The following is a 19,551-nucleotide window of genomic DNA, read 5'->3' as shown; positions in this document are numbered from 1 at the left end:
CACAAAGTTAATTATATTCTCCCAAATTCATACAATATGAATTTGGCTGTTTAATAATAATAGTATTAACTATAGTCAACTGTATTTATTTATTAATTAATCCAACGTTATCAACCTTATGAAACACATATAAATTTATCTTCTATTTCTTTAACTTTTTCTCTGCACATTGGTTTAATTCCTTGTAATCTGTATGGTATACCCATTGCTTCGTATTTATTTACACCAAGGGTATGATAAGGAAGTAATTCCACTTTTTCCACATTATCAAACTTACTTATTATCTTATTCAACTCATATATATGCTTTTCTCCATCGGTTATTCCCGGTATAACTACATGTCTAATCCATAGATTTACATTAGTTTTCTTTAAAACCTCTGTGAATTTTCTAAATTCTTCTATATCTCCGTTAACAAGATCTCTATACCCAGTTTTATTTACATGTTTAATATCAAGAATTACTAAATCAGTATACTTTAATATTTCTTCATAATTTCCTGAACCAAAACCAGACGTATCTACTGCTGTATTAAGTCCATGTTCCTTACAAAGCTTGAGAAATTTTATTAAAAATTCAGGCTGTAGAAGTGGGTCACCCCCAGAACATGTAATCCCTCCTCCTGATTTTTCAAAATACGGCTTAAACCTTAATGCCTTTTGTAAAAGTTCTTTAGCAGACATATCTTTGCCTTCATTTAAATTCCATGTATCAGGATTATGACAATACGCACATCTCAGTTTACATCCTTGAAAAAAAACAACAAATCTTACACCTGGACCATCATTAAGACCTAAAGTTTCTATAGAATGGATTTTGCCAACCATGAATATTTCCCCCTTATTACACTACATTTTAGTTAGTTGTAAAAACTACCAATATAGTTACTAGGGAAACATCTAATGTTTCTTTGTAAGTGTGACTTCAAGAGTTCGTTTCTTCATCGCTCTACTTTAAATCAAAAGAAACGGGCTCTTGCACAGCCGTCAAAGATTATACACATATTGAAAAAACTATTAGATTACGTGTAGAGATGTTCCCCCCGCCAAAAACTAATGAGCAAACTAAAATATAAAAAGTTATCCACAATTTTATATTTTAGTTTGCAACAATCTAGCACTACATAGTCTCATGAAATGTCCTACTAATCACTTCAAGTTGTTGAGATCTAGTTAATCTGTTGAAATTAACAGCATATCCTGAAACCCTAATTGTTAATGTTGGGTATTTATCTGGGTTTTCCATAGCGTCCATTAATGTTGTCTTATTTAAAACATTAACATTTAGATGAAATGCGTTTTGTGCAAAGTATCCATCTAAAATATATATTAGATTATTTATCCTATCTTCTTCAGTCTTACCTAGTGCATCAGGTACGATTGAAAATGTATTAGATATACCATCTTGACACCACTGTCTATATGGAATTTTAGCTACAGAGTTTAATGAAGCTAAAGCGCCATTTTCATCTCTTCCATGCATTGGGTTAGCTCCCGGTGCAAAGGGTTGACCTGCTTTTCTTCCATCTGGTGTAGCACCAGTCTTTTTACCATAAACTACATTAGACGTAATTGTTAAAGCTGATAGAGTATGCTCTGCATTTCTGTAAGTTTTATGCTTCTTGAGTTCAGTAGTAAACTTCTTAACAATTAATATAGCTAAGTCATCAACTCTATCATCATCATTGCCATATTTAGGGGAATTTCCTTCGATTTCAAAATCAACAGTAATTCCTTCTTTGCTTCTTATTGGTTTAACTTTAGCATACTTTATAGCGCTTAAACTATCAGCTACGATTGAAATACCAGCTATTCCAAATGCCATAAATCTGTGTATATCAGAATCATGCAATGCGAATTGTCCCGCTTCGTAAGCATACTTATCATGCATATAATGTATAGTATTCATTGTATTCACATAAAGCTCTGCAATATATTCAAGTACTTTCCAATAGTTTTTCTTAACTCTATTAAAGTCAAGAATATCGTCATCAATTTTCTCTATATTTGGAACAACAGTAATTCTGTTACCTTCCTTATCAAGCTTAACTTCATCTACACCACCATTTATAGCATATAGAAGTGCTTTGGCAAGGTTAGCTCTAGCTCCAAAAAACTGCATTTGTTTACCAACTTGCATTGCTGATACACAGCAAGCTATAGCATAGTCATCACCATAAATAGGTCTCATCAAATCATCATTTTCATATTGAATTGCATCTGTCTTAATTGACATGTAAGCGCAATATTTTTTGAAGTTTTCAGGTAGCTTTTCAGACCATAATATTGTCATATTAGGTTCTGGAGCTGAACCTAAATTAGTTAATGTATGCAAAAATCTGTAAGCAGTTTTAGTTACATGATGCTTACCATTTATACCTATCCCACCGATAGCTTCTGTGATCCAGTTCGGATCTCCAGCAAATAATTCATTGTACTCTGGAGTTCTTAAATGTCTTACTAATCTCAATTTAATAACAAATTGATCTATAAGCTCTTGAGCTTCTACTTCAGCTAAAATTCCTTGCTTAATATCTCTTTCTATGAAACAATCTAAAAATGCTGTATTTCTACCAAGTGACATAGCAGCACCATTGTTTTCTTTAACAGCTGCCAGATACCCTATATATAGAAATTGAACTGCTTCCCCTGCGTTTTTAGCTGGTTTAGAAATATCTACTCCATATGAAAGAGCCATTTCTTTAATCTCATGTAACGCTCTGATTTGTGCTGAGAGTTCTTCTCTATGTCTGATTAACTCTTCAGTAGCAGTCCCTAAATTTTCAGCTAAATCTTGCTGTTTTTTCTCTATTAAAAAATCTATGCCGTAAAGGGCTATTCTTCTATAGTCTCCTATGATTCTTCCTCTACCATAAGCATCAGGAAGACCAGTTAAAAGTCCTACAGTTCTTGCTAATTTTGTTTCTTTTGTATAAGCATCAAATACACCTTGATTATGAGTTTTTCTATATTCATTGAAGTATTTAGATATCTCAGGCTTAATCTCAAAGCCATATGCATTTAAAGCGTTTGCTACCATTCTGTATCCACCATAAGGATTAATTATTCTCTTTAATGGTTCATCTGTTTGAAGACCAACGATTGTTTCATTAGCTTTATCAATATAGCCTGGTGCAAAGTTATTGATTCCTGAAACTTTGTTAACCTCGACATCAATTATTCCTTCTTTAATTTCTTTGATAATTAATTTTCTTGCATTTTCCCAAACTTTATTAGTCTTTTCAGTTGCTTTAGTTAGAAAACTAGCATCTCCATCATATGCAGTATAATTCTTAATAATAAAGTCTCTAACATCTATTTCTTCTTGCCAATTGCCTACATTAAAACCTTCCCATTCTCTTTTTAACATAAAAATACCTCCTTGACTTTAATTTCAAATCCGGTATCTAATAGTCGATTTACACCCAATCTAGATTTTGGTTTGCTATTCAAACAAAAATAGACCCCCCGGACTTAATTTGCCCAGGCGGTCGACATCTATCTAAATCACACTCCATGTGGTTAATTCCACTTCCGCCAGTCATGCGATTCTTCTTTAACTATTTAAAGTATTAATTTATATTATATATAATAACAACATCTTAACACTGTGTCAACAGTTGAAACCCTATTTCCGTATATTACCGTATATTCATGAATTATTGTGAGTGAATGTTTGTAAAATCTTTTTACATTAAGCATTTAATATACTATTTACCCAATCATAACATTCTTCTAATTCTTCATCAGTAATTAAATCTGATCTATGTTCAAATAATATTTTACAGTTTTCATTTTTATGTTTTATAATATTTAAATACTTCTCTACATCTGCCCAGCCTCCATTTGGATCCAATTTTTTTAATGCAGGATAATGGTTACACTCTAATTTTGTTATAACCTTTATATTTGATAAATGTATAACTTCAGCATATTTTGAATATTTCCTGACAACATCAAATGAGCTAAAGTTTTTATCCGTCATATTTTGTGCATGTAACCTTCCTATGTCCAGACATAATTTTACATTGCAATATTTCTTTAGTAATTTCTCTAACATATTAGTACTATAGATATATTTATTTAAAAAATCAAATTCCAATACTGGTATGAAATCATGTTCAAAACCTTGTTTACTTATCCAATTAAAAAAATTTTCACTTTTTCTTTCGAATTCCTCAAATTCAATTTCAGTCTCATAATAATATTCACTTTCGTTTGGAAATCTCCATAAACCACTATCTATAGCTTCATCTAACACAACAGGTTTCGGATAATGAAATAAAATATATTTAGGACTAAGATTGACTTCTTTCATAAAAAGAATTTCATCTTTTATAGTTTCATATGCTGCTTTTAATGTATGTGCATCTTTCGAAAGATATTGAGGGTCTCTCAGCTTTGCTATACCCGATCTCAATGGAAAATGAACTGCAATATTAAAATTACCATCAGTAGCTACTTTTTTCAATTCCAATATGTCTTCTTTATCCTTAAATAAACATGCCTCTACTCCATAAAAATTTTTTTTAAAATCTCTATGCTGTTTCTTGGTATCAAAAAAAACATACTGCCCTATCATAAATCTATTCATATGCTTCCTCCAAGCTATTTATTTTTGCTCTTTCTAGAAATTTTAAAAACAAATATTAATATCACACAAACTACAATAGTTCTTAAAATTTTTCGTTTATCCGTTGTTTCTTCTTTCACAGTTTCTTCTACAACAGTTGCATTTACCAAATTATCATGTATAAAAGCAACATTCTCTTTATTTTCTTCATCGTCTTTTATAATGTCTAAAAGTGTTTTTGAAGTAATCCCTTCTTCTCCTATTTCTAAAAATACTTTGTTGGTAAATCCTCTGTAGCTTTCAAGTGTTCTTTTTAGAATATCAAATTTAAATATTCTCTCATAATCACGAGCAATTGAGATATATACTGTTTTTTCTTTTGCATCCAAAACTAACGATGCTTGTGTGGGATGCTCTGTTTGTGATACCAGCTCTAATAGCTCTAAACCTTCATCTACTGCAAAACTATCATGTTCGCTTATATATCTATACGCTTCCTTATATCTCCTTGCTCCAGCACCTTTAACCTCATCTGGGTCTAACCCATCAAATGAAGCATTGTTAAAGTTTGACATAACTATAAAATCATCTTCAATATTAGTAATATCATTTTTATGCTCTCCAGCTTCTACAATCATTGCATCTCCAGAAATGTCTGCAACAAGATTATGTAATGTTTTGAAACAATTAATAAGTCTTCTTTCTTCAAGCAAAGACCTTACCTCTTGGCAGGTAGTTTTTGTTTCAACATTTGTATTTACTTCGTAAGTAAAAATTTCATCATCATTTCGTATATCTTTTTTCTTTTTTTCAGGATATTCTGCCTGTACATTAATAAATAATCCTTCTGAATTCATTTTAAGTAAAGGTACAAATATTCCTTTATTATATTCAAACTCAAAAGAAAAAACTTCCATATCACCACTAGAATACACTCTAAAAAGCAATTCATGCTGAGGATAGTCAAAATTCATACCATAATAGACACCATTTTTATAAACTGCAAAGCCTGTACACGCATATGCTTGACTAATACACATTATTGCTATAATAATAGCAATTAAACAAAAAGACAATTTTTTCTTCATTCTTTTCTCCTTCTTTTTTTATATATGTAAATTATATCATAAATAAACAATATTTTTATATTAATGCTTAGGACTAAGTATACTTAATCAAACAGTAACCAACTACTCTAGTAACTGTTTTAACCAACAAATTCACTAAGGCTCAATGTACCTATAATTTTCCATTTTTATATTATCATAAAAATTTAGTCATCTCCGAGTAAAAAAAATGTCTTGTATGGCTTCAACACAAAAACATTGAGCTACACTTTCCTCAAAGTTAACCCTAACTACTAGCTATTTTATTAACTCTTATTGAAAAAGCAGAACTTTCCTATTATATAAAAAAAGAAAGCTCAACCAAGCTCTCCTATAACACTAATATATAACTACATCCCTTTTCATTCTCTTTATTTTTTTTAAATCCTAAACTAGTAAAGAGATTCTTAGATCGTTCATTATAGTGATAGATAGTCTGTATTTCTATCTTTTTCATTCCTATATCTTTTGCTCTTTGCAGTAATTTTTTAATTACCTCATTTCCAATACCTTTTCCCCAATAATCTTCATCACCTATTACTATAGGCATGTTTTTGTCTGAAAGTGTAACATCACCAATAGCTTTCCATTTATTATCTTTAAATACCTCAATAAAATATAATTCTCCTATTTTATCAAGATATGTATACATTCTATTGATTTCATTCATTGTATAAACTTTATCAGTAACACCTTCAGAAAAATACATAACTTTTTTGTTTTGGTACCACTTTAAAGCTTTTTCCCATTCACTTTGTTCTGTTTTTTTTAATCTTAAACCTTGGTTAATCTGTATTATTATTGGCTGTACGTATAACATAATAACCTCCAAAACTAACTTTCAAATATCTAAAATCCTAACTCTTCATCAACAATCAAAACTGTCATTCTTTCATGGTCATATTGCCCTTCTATTACTACATGATTAAAACATACTCTTTCTTTACTTTTGCAATCCACACATTTCCCTACTTTTAGACATGGTGGATTGTAACCTGCTCTTTTTGCATTCAGGGAAGCTGCATGATTTCTGGCTCTATCTTTTGCCGCTTCTAAACTTTCCACTATTTTATTTTTCCCTATAACTACAATCACTTTATCTGGTCCATAAATCATTGCTGCTACTCTATTCCCACTATGATCAATATTTACTAAATGTCCTTGCATTGAAACAGCATTTGTTCCTGTAATATACCAATCCGTTAACAGTGATTTCTTCTTTAGCTGTATTATTTCATCTTTGTCTTTAGCTAGTGTTTTATCATAAACAATATTACCTCTATCTAATAATTTTTTAGATATATTCATCGTTTTAAGAGTTTTTGAATTACCAATACCTACAGTAGTCTTATTAGGTATCATGTCTAATATCTTTTTATTCGTCTCTTTTGTGTCTTTACAGTAATATGCATTAATATTTCTACTGTTAAGGTTTTTAATCAAAACATCATATTTCATGTGATTATTCCCCCTTATTTACATAACATAGCCGCACCTATTATTCCTGCTTTATTACCCAGTTTTGCAATTACAATTTTGCCTATAGGTAATTCCTTATAGTTTTTATATTTTTCAACTTCTTTAATAACCATGTCCAAAAGGTATTGTCCAGCATTTGATACCCCTCCACCTATTGCAATTACTTGAGGATCTATTAAACTTATTACATTTTCAATACCTATAGCTAAATATTTGACTAACCTTCGAACACTTTTCTCAGCTAAACTATCTCCTGCCTTTGCACAATCAAATATTATTTTTGCGTTAAGCTTACCCATATCTCCATTTATTTTATCTCTTATTAAACTTTCTTCATTTGTTTCTTCTAATAGTTTTTTTGTATATTTAATAATTGCAGTAGAAGATGCAAAAGTTTCAAGACATCCATTTTTACCACAATTACAGTCATAAAAATTATCTCCTATTACCATATGACCTATTTCAGATCCAACTCTATTAAACCCACTGTAAACCTTTCCACCAAATACAATACCTCCACCTATACCTGTTCCTAATGTCAATAACACACCACTTTCTGCACCTCTCATAGCACCGCAAAAATTTTCGGCTAAAGCAGCCACTGTTGCATCATTATCTACAAAAACTGGTACATCAAATTCCTGTTTTAGTTTACTAGTTAAAGGTACGTCATTCCAACCTAAATTAACACAATGGATTACATTTCCATCAGCATCTGCAAGTCCTGGTATACCAATACCAATACCTTTAATTTCATTTTTACTTAACCCAAATTCTTTTATTAAATTCAATATTAGACTTTTTATGTCATCTATTATAGCATCTGCTGCTCTCTCAGATAATGTTGGAATTGACATCTCAAGCATGATTTCTCCACTATCATTTACTATTCCTGCAGCAATATTAGTTCCTCCTAAATCAACACCAATATACATTTTAATTACCTCCCTGTATAAAAATCGTAATAACTATCTTTACCTATTTTAGAGTTAACTAAAAAGACCTTAATTAACAGCTATAACAAAAACAATTTAATTGTTTTGGCTGTACAGAGTATCTTTTTTATAACTTAATAGTTTATTAAGTTCTTAAAATTTAAGTCACAATTCATCTTCAAAGATAAACAGGGAAGATTTCTTGTGACCCTCATAAAAAAATTATTAAATGTCATTTTATTATATTTTAACTATTTCATTTATTAAAAAACTATTTTTATATCTTATTAAATTACTTTTGTAGTTATATTCTTCATATCTTTTATATTTATTATTATACATTTCTATTTTCATATACAAATTTATCTCATTATCATATTTATCTATATTGTAGCTTTTAATATTAATTTCTGTAATATTTTCAAATTGACTTTCTAAGTCAAAAATTAAATCATTTTTTCTGATATCATTATTAACATACTTATATCTCATACGGATTGCATGTAAATATTTTTTATTTAATATACTATTAAAATATTTTTCTATTACAGTTATTGGGCTCTGATAATTTTCTAGAATCGAATTACTGTAAAGTAAAGGTTCATCTATTTTATAGTAATTAATAAATTTATTTCGTCGCTTTCCTTCAATAAAAATTTGTACATTATCAATTTTACTATAATTACTAACAGTATTTATTAATGAATACAAAATTAATGCTTCTTCTTTTTCATCAACATCAATTTTATCAATATCTTTAGATAAATTTATATAAATAACATGATCTTTTTCTATTACTGATAATATCTTCAAGTCTGATGGTATAATATTAATATATTCACTAGATTTAGGTCCAGTAAACAATTGATTAACAAGAACATTTTTTATTGAAGTCATTTCACCTTTAAACGTTCTTTTTTCAATAGCTAGCTTACTCATATCCTTGTCAACAAAGTAAAGATTTATGTTAGAACGCAAATCTGATGTATAAGGTTCTATTATCGGTAATTGTACATTCTCTTTTACATTATATTTATTATTGCATCCTGATAATAAAAAAGTTACAATGAATATTAAAAAAAGTATTTTTCTTCTCATGAATTACCTCCTATCTAGGTAAATACTTTTACCATCCATCGGTATTATTATAAAGAAAGATGTTCCTTTACCTACATTACTTTTTATGTCTATCAAACCTTGGTGTAATGTTACTATCTGATATGCAATAGAAAGCCCCAAACCTGTCCCTCCTGTGTTTCTTGTCCTTGCCTTATCAACTCTATAAAATCTTTCAAATATATGTTCAATATCATCTTTAGGTATTCCTATGCCATTGTCTTTTACTTCTATCACCATATTTTTATCTCTAATATATAACTTAACAATAATCATCCCACCATTAGGAGTATATTTAATAGCGTTATGTATTATATTTATTATTGCCTGCTGTATCTTATCTAAATCAACATCTATTTGTATTTTATCTATTTGAATATACTTGATATCAATGTCTTTTTCATCAGCCAAAGGTTTCATTCTTTGAATAATCTTCTCTAATAAATAATTTATGTAAGTAACTTGATAATTCAAACTTAATTTTTCACTATCTAAATCAACAAGAGCTAATAAATTATCTATAATTTTAGTCAATCTATCTACTTCTGAATCGATATCCTTTAAAAAATCTTTATATATTTCAACATTTTTTTCATTTTCATGTAGCAATGAACTTGATAGAAGTTTTATTGCACATAAGGGTGTTTTAAGCTCATGTGAAACATTTGCTACAAAATCTCTCCTTTGTATATCTACTTGACTCAATTGAGTACTAATTAAATTAAAAGCATTAGCTAATTGTTTAAACTCGTCATTTGAATCAATCGTTACAATTTGACCAAGCTTTCCTTTAGTCATATTATTTATTGCTTTAGTAAATTTCTTAATTGGATACAACAAATAATCGGACATTACAATACCTATTATTGTTGTTATGACAACACAAACCAAATATATTAGATATAACATTTTTTTCAAATTGTCTATCTTTATAAAAATGTCCTCAATTGAAGATGATAATACAACAACACCAACAATTTGGTCTTTGTAATACATTGGAACAGCATTATACATGACGTTTCCAACATTTTGAAAACGATATATTCCTGTACTATTTTCACCATTTCTGGCTTTAACAACCTCGTCATGATTTAATATTATTCCAGTTAATTTATTAAATGAATCAGCTTTAACTTCCCCAAATTCATTAGTTATTAAAATTCTAGTATTAAAATCTATGCTTACTTTATTAATATAGTTAAGAATTACAGAGTTGTAGTAATTAAAATCATCAGTATTATAATGTCTTACTCTATTAGCTACAATATTTGCTTTAGTTAATAAATCTATTTGTCTATCCTCTAAATCTGATTTTAATATATTTTCAGTAATAAGTACGTTTAGTATTATCATGAAAATTATAATCAATAATAAATAGGTGGAAAGAAATTTCCACCTCATGCTAAAAAATTTATTGTTCTTTCTAAGATTTATTCCTAAAATAGTAACCAACTCCCCATTTGGTAAGTATATACTCTGCTTGACTAGAGTTTTCTTCAATCTTTTCTCTCAGTCTTCTAATATGCACATCTACGGTTCTTAAATCACCGAAATATTCATATCCCCAAATGACTTCTAATAATTCTTCTCTTGTAAATACTTTACCTGGATTAGTAGTTAATAATAATAATAAATCAAATTCCTTTGCTGTTAAATTTATCTCTTTATTTCGTATACTAACTTTCCTTCCTAATGTGTTAATCTTAAAATCATCAACTTGAATTATTTGATCACCTATTCGCGTATCTTTATTATTTACTCTTCTTAATATAGCTTTTATACGAGCTTTTAATTCAAGTATGTTAAAAGGTTTTGTCATGTAATCATCAGCGCCGTATTCTAAACCAAGTATTTTGTTAATATCTTCACCTTTAGCTGTAAGCATTATAATCGGCACTTGAGAAATTTCTCTAATTTTTTGACAAACTTCTAACCCATCAATTACTGGAAGCATCAAGTCTAATATTATAAGATCATATTGACCTGTTTTTCCTTTTTCAAAAGCTTCTTTTCCATCATATGCAATATCAATATCATAATTATCTTGTTCTAAACTATACTTTAGTCCTTTGACTAATAAGGGTTCATCATCCACAATTAGTATTCTACTACCCATTAAATCACCTCAAAATTTAATCAATAAGAACAAAGTCATCTACAAAGATTTAAGGAAAACTTTGTTCTCCACATACATAACGGAGATTATATTTATTCACAATACTAATAAATATATAATTTCCTATTATTAAATTTATTTCTACATAATTCTTTTATTATCCTTCATATTATGCTACTTATTTTAAAAATTCTAAAGAATTACTAAAAATTCTGTTACATATTAATTTATTTAATCGTTTATAATATTTTATTGTTACTAGCTACAATAATCCTAAAATCACCTTTACGTTTTGTAATTTTTTTCTCATCAAAATATTCTAACAAATACATAGCATATTTTCTAGAAGTATTAAGTATATCTCTAAAATCAGATAAGGCAATAGTTTCGTTTTTGCTTGAATACTCAAAAAGTTTATTAAGTGCTTTATTATAAGCCGCTCTATGAATGTATATGTCTTCTTTAATTTTAATGAGTTCTTCCCCATCTATCATAGCATCAAAAACCTTATTAGTTTCATTTTTGTTAAACCTTAACGAATCTATTATTTGATCTCTTTTGTCAGGTGAAAACTCATTTTCAAGATAGTATTTACTTATTTCTTCTTTGATTTCTTTTTGCTTATCACTATATTTTACTTCAAAATTTAATAGTGAAAGCTTATCATTTGTTAGTTTAATTAATTTTTCACTAGTAATATTACTTATAAATTTATCAAAAACATTTGATTTAATATTTCTTAAAAATTTACTTCTAAGTTCTTCTTTTAAAATCCCCATTTTTAGAGGATTTTCCTCATGGTAAGTATTTAAATAATTAGTTATTGCTTCCTTCAAATAGATATAATAGTCTACGTGGATTACATGAATATCATTTATAAGTCTAAATGTTAAAATTTTACCATTTGATTCTAATTTTGATATAATACTATTTATTTTATCCTCTTTAATTGCTGTAAGTGTAGCAATTTTCTTAATACTTGGAAATTCTGTGCTCTTTTCTTTAATTATTTTTTCTATTACTTCATCATCATCTCCTTTTTCCTTTAAATGTAGTTCTTTAATTACACTATCATCAAATCTTTTACGCTTTGGAGGATTAGCTTCTAAAACTACTCCACCTCCGATAGTTGTCATTGGTGAATAAAACCTGATTATAAATTTATCTTTTCTCTTAGCTGATATTTCTTCTTCCAGTCTCAATTGAGCAAAACAAGATTCTCCCGGTGTTAAAGTTTCTCTGTCTATCAATACAACTCTACACATAACTTCACTTGAACCTATATATAACCTAACCCTAGTCCTATTTTCAATTATTCTTGTAGAATGTTTTAATAATGTTATTTTAACATCTAACATCATAGTTGATTTCATAGCACCAACTGTTGATATTACATTTCCTCTATCAATCTGTTTTTTCTTTAAACCAGCTAGATTAACAGCAACTCTTTGACCGGCATATGCAGTCGTATTGCTTTGTCCATGAACTTGTATAGACCTTATTTTTGAAGTTAGTCCTTTAGGATATATTTCAACTTCATCTCCTACAGAAACAGTACCTTCGATAAGTGTTCCTGTCACTATTGTTCCAAATCCTGTCATTGTAAACACTCTATCTACAGGCAGCCTAGGCGTTTCATTTACATCTCTTTGCTCCACAATTTCAGTCATATCATCAATAATACTCACAAGTTCATTTATACCTGTTTTATCAATAGAAGATACACTTATAATTGGGCTGTCCTCTAAAAAAGTATCCTCTAAACTGTCTCTAACATCCTCTATGACTAATTCCATCCATTCTTCATCTACCATATCAGCTTTATTTAAAGCTACAACACCTTTTTTTATACCAAGCATATTTAAAATATCTAAGTGTTCTTTTGTTTGTGGCATAACACCTTCGTCAGCGGCAATTACTAATACTACTATATCCATACCTATAACACCCGCAAGCATATTTTTGATGAATTTTTCATGCCCCGGAACATCAATAATCCCAGCCCTTCTACCGCTAGGCAGATCAAAGTACGTAAAGCCTAATTCTATAGTAATACCTCTTTCTTTCTCTTCTACAAGTCTATCAGTTTCTCTGCCAGTAATAGCCCTTATTAAAGTTGTTTTCCCATGATCTATATGCCCGGCTGTTCCTATTATAATATTCTTCATGAAAAATCTCCTTTATAGTGTTTTAAAAACTTGTAAAAAACCATTTTTGATAATATTTAATTCTTGTATATCAACTGTTCTTAAATCTATATATATTTTGTCATTATACATCCTAACAATAATCGGTGTATCTAATTTTCTAAGCTCTTTCTCAACTTTATTCACACTTACTGTTTCAGAGGTTATTTCTATGGCACAACTAGGAATTCTTTCAAGCGGCATTGCTCCTCCACCAACCTGGGAATAAACATCTACTATCTTATAACTAAATCTATAATCGTCTATAGTATCAAGTTTATTCTTTAATGTCTCTGCTTTTTCTATAATCTCATTTATAGGCATAGTCAACATTCGTAAAGTTGGTATTTTTTCAATTGCTTCATTTTCATCTAAATAATGTTTTAAAGTTGTTTCTAAAGCAGCAATAGTAAATTTGTCTACTCTAATAGCTCTTGTAAGTGGATTCTTTTTCATTTTATTTATATATTTTTTTGAACCTACTATAATTCCTGCTTGTGGTCCGCCTAATAGCTTATCTCCACTAAAAGTAACAATATCAACGCCTTTTTGTATAGATTCCTGTACTGTTGGTTCATAGTCAAGTCCATACTTTGTCAAATCTAATAATACACCACTTCCTATATCCTCAATAACAGGTATATTATGCTCTTTTCCTATGCTAACCAATTCGTCTAAAGAAACGCTTTCAGTAAAACCTACAATTCTATAATTACTTGTATGAACCTTAAGTAATGCTGCTGTTTCTTCTCCTATAGCCTCCACATAATCTTTAGGATGTGTTTTATTTGTTGTTCCTACATCAACTAATTTACAACCACTTTGTTCCATAACATCAGGTATCCTAAAAGACCCACCGATTTCTACTAATTCACCTCTTGATACTATTATTTCTTTGTTCTTTGCCATTGTACTTAGTACTAACATAACAGCAGCAGCATTATTATTTACAACCATTGCTGCCTCTGCGCCTGTTATTTTTTGTATAATATACTCAATGTGACTATACCTTGAACCTCTTTTTCCTTCATCTAAATTATATTCAAGATTTGAATATGATGATGCTACCTTTAACAGCTGATTAGCCGCATTTTCGCTTATTAATGATCTTCCTAGATTTGTGTGTATTATAGTTCCTGTACAGTTTATGACTCTTTGTAACTTATTCTTGTTCTTTTTAGTTACCCTATCAATAATACTGTCTATAATATTACTTAATATTTTTTCTAACTCTTCTTCGTTTATATTATTATTAATTATTCTATTTCTTATCATATCAATTTCTTCTCTTACTGATTCTAAAACTATATTCCTTGAAACAGCTTTCAGTATATTATTTATTCCTTCTTCCTTTAAAATTTCATCTACCTTAGGAAGCTTATTAAATAGCTTTTTGTTAGTCATGAACACCATCCCTTGCTATTTTACGATTATTCTATATTCACTTTTTTCACAAACCTCGCCAACTATTTTACATTCTGTTGGACTATTTTCTAGCTCCTTAATTAACTCTTTAGCTTTATCTTTCTCTACTGATATCAAAAGCCCTCCTGAAGTCTGTGGATCATATAATATGTCCGATATTTCCTCCGGAATATCATCTGATATTTTAACTTTATCTCCTATAAAACCCATATTTGAATATGCACCCCCTGGTATTATTCCCATAGATGCGAGTTCCTTTGCTTCTTCAATTATAGGTATGCTTTTTACATTAATTTTTAAAGTAACATTACTACCCTCAGCCATTTCTAAAGCATGGCCTAAAAATCCAAAACCTGTAACATCAGTACAGCTGTTTACTCCTATTTTCATAGCAGCATCTTTGGCAAACTTATTTAATGTACTCATAGTTTTAACAGCCATATTATAAGTTTCATCAGATACCATTTGTGCTTTAATAGCTGTATTAATTATACCTAAACCCAATGGCTTAGTTAGTATTAAATAATCCCCTATTTTAGCATTTGCATTTGTCAAAACTTCATCTGGATGTACAAAACCCGTTACGGTTAATCCATATTTAGGTTCATCATCCTCAATAGTATGTCCTCCTACAACTATAGCCCCTGCTTCTTTGACTTTATCATATCCACCTTTTAAAATTTCACTCATTATATCAGTCGGTAAACAATTTGGAAAGCATATGATGTTCATTGCCAATTTAGGTTCTCCACCCATAGCATATACATCACTTAAAGCATTAGCCGCAGCTATTTGCCCAAAAACATAAGGATCATCTACAACAGGAGTAAAAAAGTCTACTGTTTGTATCATAGCATTATCATTACTAATTTTATATACTGCTGCATCATCTGACGTACCGATTCCAACTAACAAATTTTCATCATCTATATTTTGTGGTATATGGCACAGAACCTGTGCCAAGGTCTCAGGACCAATTTTAGCAGCTCAACCAGCACTTTTAGTTAATTCAGTTAATCTTTTTTCTTTTAATGACAACTCCCTCACCCTTTCATTGTACATATATATATTTACTAATGTTTTCTAATGTTTTTTCTTTTATACCATTTATATTAATCAGTTCTTCAACACTTTCAAATTTTTTTCTACTTCTATACTCAATTATACTTTCAGCCTTAGATTCACCTATACCCGGTATATTATCTATTAATTGTTGTTTAGTAGCTGTATTAATATTTACTTTTTTAATTATACCATTTTTGGTTGAGTCATCAGAAATAATTTCTTCACCAATTGCATATATGTATATTTTTTGTTCATCATATAACAATTGACTACCATTAACCTTATCCCTATCTGCTTTATCAGTAAAACCTCCAGCTATTTCAACTGCGTTTATAACTCTACATCCTTTTTCTAATTCATATACACCTGGTTTTAAAACTTGTCCTCCTATATCTACACATACCATTTCTTTTTCTTTTATAACATTTTCATCTTCTATGTTTCCATCTTCAATTTCAATCTCATGTTCAATTTCACCATTTTTCAAAATTTTTAATTCGCTTTTTATTTTAACATTATAACCAATAACACTAATATTTAATATAACTAATATTAGTATAACTATTTGTTCTTTTTTTGTAAAGTTAAACAAATTAGTCACCCCATTAAACATATTTTTAGTATTAATATTTATACTTTAAATTATATAATATATTTCCATAAATTTCATTAATATGAAATATTTTTAACAAATTCCTAGGCTATTTTGATTAATTGTAATCATTTCAACTTTATCCGATTGTTGTTAGTTCATTTTTTTGGTATACTATTAAAGTGATTTTTAATAAGACAACTTAAGAGGTGATTATATTGAAAAGAAAGCTCGCATTATTTATAGCTTTAATCTTAGTAATTATTCCATTAACAACTTCGCATGCCGAAAATTCTTGGATTGCTGCTAAGTCAGCTGTTTTAATAGATGCAGATACAGGAACAGTTTTAGCACAAAAAAATATGGACAAACAAATGTATCCTGCTAGCACAACAAAAATAATGACTGGTATTTTAGCTTTAGAAAATTGTAAACTTGATGAAGTAGTAACCGTTGATGACAAAACTCCATATGAAATCGAAGGTCAGCAAATATATTTACAAGCAGGTGAAATTATAACAATGAAAGACTTGTTAAACGCAATGCTAATTCAATCTGCAAATGATGCCGCCCTATTAATTGCAAAACACATATCTGGCTCTCAAGAAGAATTTGCAAAATTAATGAATAAAAAGGCAAAAGAAATTGGTGCAAAAAATACTAATTTCATCAATCCAAATGGATTACATGATGATAATCATGTCACTACAGCGTATGATATGGCAATGATAGCAAGATATGCAATGCAAAATGAAACCTTTAGAAATATAGTAAGTAATTATACATATACAATTGCACCTACTAACAAACAGCCTGAAACTAGATATTTAAAATCCAAAAACAAATTACTCTATGCAACTGGATCAGGAAATAAAATAACTATAGATGGAAATGTGACAAATATAAAATATGAGGGTGCAACCGGAATTAAAACAGGCTATACACCTGAAGCTTCTAATTGTCTAGTCTCTTCTGCTTCTAGAAATGGTCAAAACTTAATTGCAGTAGTATACTATGACCCGGGAAATAATTTATATATAGATAGTCATAACCTCCTAGATTACGGCTTTGAAAACTTTACTAATAAGAAAGTTGCTTTTAAAAATGAATTTATTGAAAATATACCAATAGAACATGGTTCTATTCCTTTTGTAACAGCTATTGTTGGAGAAGATATAAGTGCAAGTATCGCTAACGACAAGGCAGAAAAATTAAAAAGAAATATACTTTTAAATGATAAAATTACAGCTCCAATAACAAAAAATCAAATATTAGGAAAAATAGAATATAGTATCGATAACAAAATACTAACAAGTGCTACTATCATAGCAGCTGACTCAGTTGACCAAAAAGCTATATTTAGCGTTGTAAATACAACTCAAAGTGGAATTGTTAATGTATTTACTAAATGGTGGTTTTGGTTAATTATTGTTTTCATTCTTTGGAGATTATATATTTATAGACGTAGAAAAAAAAGGAGAAGAAGATTTAAAAGTAAATATAAACTAAAAGGATAAATCATTTTGATTTATCCTTTTTCATATAAACAACCTAAAATTATTTTATATATTTAAACATTGCTTTAGAAGAAAATATACCAATTGTTATTGCAAAAATTAAAGCTATTATTTTCAGAGCCAATATATTACTACTTGGGATAATGCTACTACTGCTTAGTATAAATATAAATGGTACCCATAAACTTATTGAAAATCCACACATGAAGAAGTTTTCCATTGGTTTAAACATTACAAAACGACTTGACTTTTCTATACGTAATTTTTTAAAAGCATATAACGCTAATAGAATAAAGATGACGCTCAGTATTAATAGTATAATAATTTTCATGCCATAATTATCAATAAAATGTTGATTGTCTATTATCTTACTATTTGATAGTGCACTTGGAATTATAACACTACCAATATCAAAAATTTGTTCACTATAAGACCTAGATATTAAAGTTCCTAGCATAAAACAAAAACCTGCAGGGTAAAAAACCATAATCATTGATACTATGAAGCTTAATGTTCTATTACCAATAACTAATTCAACTAAAATAGACAATGAAAAGACTGTTATATTAGTAATTAGACTTATTATAAACCACTTAGCAAGTATTAAAATATCAATATAGTTACTTAACAGTTCATGATTCAGATATAGTGTTATAATTGCTATCACAAAGCTTATAAGTGTGCAACTGACTATAGCCATTAAACCAAAATATAACTTATTAAGAACAATTTCTTTTCTTGTAAAAGGCATAGTTAGAACTAAACTCTGCTGTTTTGCTTTAACATCACTCATAAGAGAATTTGTGAAAATCAAAATTACTAGCATAATAATAATTTTTCTTACTTCTGAATTAAATAAACTGTCTACTGCATATGTAAAAGCTTCATTACCTAATATTTTATAAGCAATTTTTTGTTATGCTAGTTTTTCTACCTTTTCACTCTCATATTTCTTGATTTTCCCATGTTTAAATCTATGATATTTATTTATGTTACGCCCTATTGCATAAAGCATAAATTCTTTAAGACTTTTTCTGAAGACCTATAATTGAATCGTCTAAAGTTATCATTCTCTTTTATGTCTCCAAAATGACCCTCTGTTTGAATTGACCGTATTTGCCTGTTTATTATACCTTGTTCACTTTGGATATTTTTATGAGATTCATTCTTCAAATTCTCCCAAATTTCATTCACTCTCATAGTTTTATTTTTATTTGCATGCTTATTATATTTATAAAGACATTTAGGTTTTAAGCTGCAACCACTGCAATTGCTACAAGCATATACTTCAAAAGTTCTTTTTATATTTCCTTGTTTTCTTGACTCTGTCCCCTTATGGATTAGCTTTCTACCATCAACACATATATAATAAGGTGTTGCTTCATCAGTACATTTTCTCATATTTTTCCTATGTCATTATGATAGGCTCTTGTTTCATCTTT

Annotated in this window: 17 protein-coding genes and 1 riboswitch; of the genes, 1 reads left to right on the top strand and 16 read right to left on the bottom strand. The window is 28.9% G+C overall.

The genetic code is table 11. The annotated features are described in order from the left end of the window. Positions 1–116: 116 nt before the first annotated feature. From pflA to AYC61_RS19300, 14 genes are all read right to left on the bottom strand, one after another. Positions 117–827, bottom strand: coding sequence for a pyruvate formate-lyase-activating protein (gene pflA, locus AYC61_RS19365; RefSeq protein WP_066507073.1), 711 nt, complete (start codon positions 825–827; stop codon positions 117–119). Between the two features lie 292 nt (positions 828–1,119). Beyond that, positions 1,120–3,369: a formate C-acetyltransferase gene (gene pflB, locus AYC61_RS19360; protein ID WP_066507070.1), complete on the bottom strand. Its 2,250-nt coding sequence runs from the start codon at positions 3,367–3,369 to the stop codon at positions 1,120–1,122. A 104-nt stretch (positions 3,370–3,473) separates the two neighbouring features. Next, a riboswitch (ZMP/ZTP riboswitch) is annotated at positions 3,474–3,554 on the bottom strand. A gap of 139 nt (positions 3,555–3,693) precedes the next feature. Beyond that, positions 3,694–4,593: a hypothetical protein gene (locus AYC61_RS19355; RefSeq protein WP_066507068.1), complete on the bottom strand. Its 900-nt coding sequence runs from the start codon at positions 4,591–4,593 to the stop codon at positions 3,694–3,696. Between the two features lie 14 nt (positions 4,594–4,607). Next, positions 4,608–5,660, bottom strand: coding sequence for an Ntn hydrolase family protein (locus tag AYC61_RS19350; RefSeq protein WP_066507059.1), 1,053 nt, complete (start codon positions 5,658–5,660; stop codon positions 4,608–4,610). Positions 5,661–6,009: 349 nt separating this feature from the next. Continuing rightward, positions 6,010–6,498, bottom strand: a complete 489-nt coding sequence (locus AYC61_RS19345) for a GNAT family N-acetyltransferase (RefSeq protein ID WP_066507057.1) — start codon at positions 6,496–6,498, stop codon at positions 6,010–6,012. 29 nt (positions 6,499–6,527) lie between these two features. Then, positions 6,528–7,136 (bottom strand): lactate utilization protein, encoded by a 609-nt coding sequence (locus tag AYC61_RS19340; protein ID WP_066507055.1) that lies wholly within the window; start codon positions 7,134–7,136, stop codon positions 6,528–6,530. A gap of 14 nt (positions 7,137–7,150) precedes the next feature. Continuing rightward, the gene (locus tag AYC61_RS19335) at positions 7,151–8,092 is read right to left on the bottom strand and encodes an ROK family glucokinase (protein ID WP_066507053.1); all 942 of its coding nucleotides are present in this window, start codon (positions 8,090–8,092) and stop codon (positions 7,151–7,153) included. Between the two features lie 240 nt (positions 8,093–8,332). Then, positions 8,333–9,190, bottom strand: a complete 858-nt coding sequence (locus AYC61_RS19330; RefSeq protein WP_066507050.1) for a GerMN domain-containing protein — start codon at positions 9,188–9,190, stop codon at positions 8,333–8,335. A gap of 3 nt (positions 9,191–9,193) precedes the next feature. Next, entirely contained in the window at positions 9,194–10,561 is a 1,368-nt protein-coding gene (locus AYC61_RS19325) for a sensor histidine kinase (RefSeq protein WP_082760079.1), read from the bottom strand. Between the two features lie 70 nt (positions 10,562–10,631). Then, a complete protein-coding gene (locus tag AYC61_RS19320) occupies positions 10,632–11,324 on the bottom strand; it encodes a response regulator transcription factor (RefSeq protein WP_066507048.1) in 693 nt (230 codons plus the stop codon). A gap of 239 nt (positions 11,325–11,563) precedes the next feature. Then, entirely contained in the window at positions 11,564–13,492 is a 1,929-nt protein-coding gene (selB, locus tag AYC61_RS19315) for a selenocysteine-specific translation elongation factor (RefSeq protein WP_066507046.1), read from the bottom strand. Between the two features lie 12 nt (positions 13,493–13,504). Further along, positions 13,505–14,914, bottom strand: a complete 1,410-nt coding sequence (gene selA, locus AYC61_RS19310) for an L-seryl-tRNA(Sec) selenium transferase (protein WP_066507042.1) — start codon at positions 14,912–14,914, stop codon at positions 13,505–13,507. A 15-nt stretch (positions 14,915–14,929) separates the two neighbouring features. Then, positions 14,930–15,997, bottom strand: coding sequence for a selenide, water dikinase SelD (selD, locus tag AYC61_RS19305; RefSeq protein ID WP_082760078.1), 1,068 nt, complete (start codon positions 15,995–15,997; stop codon positions 14,930–14,932). Then, entirely contained in the window at positions 15,987–16,592 is a 606-nt protein-coding gene (locus AYC61_RS19300) for a helix-hairpin-helix domain-containing protein (protein ID WP_066507038.1), read from the bottom strand. The genes selD and AYC61_RS19300 overlap by 11 nt, the downstream gene beginning before the upstream one ends. Before the next feature lie 218 nt (positions 16,593–16,810). Between AYC61_RS19300 and AYC61_RS19295 the strand changes: the two genes are divergently transcribed. Then, a complete protein-coding gene (locus AYC61_RS19295) occupies positions 16,811–18,109 on the top strand; it encodes a D-alanyl-D-alanine carboxypeptidase family protein (protein ID WP_066507036.1) in 1,299 nt (432 codons plus the stop codon). 40 nt (positions 18,110–18,149) lie between these two features. Here AYC61_RS19295 and AYC61_RS19290 read toward each other — a convergent pair whose 3' ends face one another. Together AYC61_RS19290 and AYC61_RS19285 are read right to left on the bottom strand one after the other, a co-directional pair. After that, positions 18,150–18,935, bottom strand: coding sequence for an ABC-2 transporter permease (locus AYC61_RS19290; protein WP_066507032.1), 786 nt, complete (start codon positions 18,933–18,935; stop codon positions 18,150–18,152). A 173-nt stretch (positions 18,936–19,108) separates the two neighbouring features. Next, positions 19,109–19,510 carry a transposase gene (locus tag AYC61_RS19285; protein WP_066507029.1) on the bottom strand — a complete coding sequence of 134 codons (402 nt, stop codon included), beginning with the start codon at positions 19,508–19,510 and terminating at the stop codon, positions 19,109–19,111. Between the last annotated feature and the right edge of the window lie 41 nt (positions 19,511–19,551).

Origin of the sequence: Abyssisolibacter fermentans (assembly GCF_001559865.1) — a bacterium.
Classification (GTDB): domain Bacteria; phylum Bacillota; class Clostridia; order Tissierellales; family MCWD3; genus Abyssisolibacter; species Abyssisolibacter fermentans.
Note: the sequence above shows the minus strand (reverse complement) of the source record. Positions and strands in the feature narration are given on the sequence as shown.

Bases quoted from the DNA above. Each gene is read 5' to 3' on its own strand.
- pflA (WP_066507073.1), bottom strand. From the start codon at position 827: ATGGTTGGCAAAATCCATTCTATAGAAACTTTAGGTCTTAATGATGGT.
- pflB (WP_066507070.1), bottom strand. From the start codon at position 3,369: ATGTTAAAAAGAGAATGGGAAGGTTTTAATGTAGGCAATTGGCAAGAA.
- AYC61_RS19355 (WP_066507068.1), bottom strand. From the start codon at position 4,593: ATGAATAGATTTATGATAGGGCAGTATGTTTTTTTTGATACCAAGAAA.
- AYC61_RS19350 (WP_066507059.1), bottom strand. From the start codon at position 5,660: ATGAAGAAAAAATTGTCTTTTTGTTTAATTGCTATTATTATAGCAATA.
- AYC61_RS19345 (WP_066507057.1), bottom strand. From the start codon at position 6,498: ATGTTATACGTACAGCCAATAATAATACAGATTAACCAAGGTTTAAGA.
- AYC61_RS19340 (WP_066507055.1), bottom strand. From the start codon at position 7,136: ATGAAATATGATGTTTTGATTAAAAACCTTAACAGTAGAAATATTAAT.
- AYC61_RS19335 (WP_066507053.1), bottom strand. From the start codon at position 8,092: ATGTATATTGGTGTTGATTTAGGAGGAACTAATATTGCTGCAGGAATA.
- AYC61_RS19330 (WP_066507050.1), bottom strand. From the start codon at position 9,190: ATGAGAAGAAAAATACTTTTTTTAATATTCATTGTAACTTTTTTATTA.
- AYC61_RS19325 (WP_082760079.1), bottom strand. From the start codon at position 10,561: ATGATAATACTAAACGTACTTATTACTGAAAATATATTAAAATCAGAT.
- AYC61_RS19320 (WP_066507048.1), bottom strand. From the start codon at position 11,324: ATGGGTAGTAGAATACTAATTGTGGATGATGAACCCTTATTAGTCAAA.
- selB (WP_066507046.1), bottom strand. From the start codon at position 13,492: ATGAAGAATATTATAATAGGAACAGCCGGGCATATAGATCATGGGAAA.
- selA (WP_066507042.1), bottom strand. From the start codon at position 14,914: ATGACTAACAAAAAGCTATTTAATAAGCTTCCTAAGGTAGATGAAATT.
- AYC61_RS19290 (WP_066507032.1), bottom strand. From the start codon at position 18,935: ATGCTAGTAATTTTGATTTTCACAAATTCTCTTATGAGTGATGTTAAA.
- AYC61_RS19285 (WP_066507029.1), bottom strand. From the start codon at position 19,510: ATGAGAAAATGTACTGATGAAGCAACACCTTATTATATATGTGTTGAT.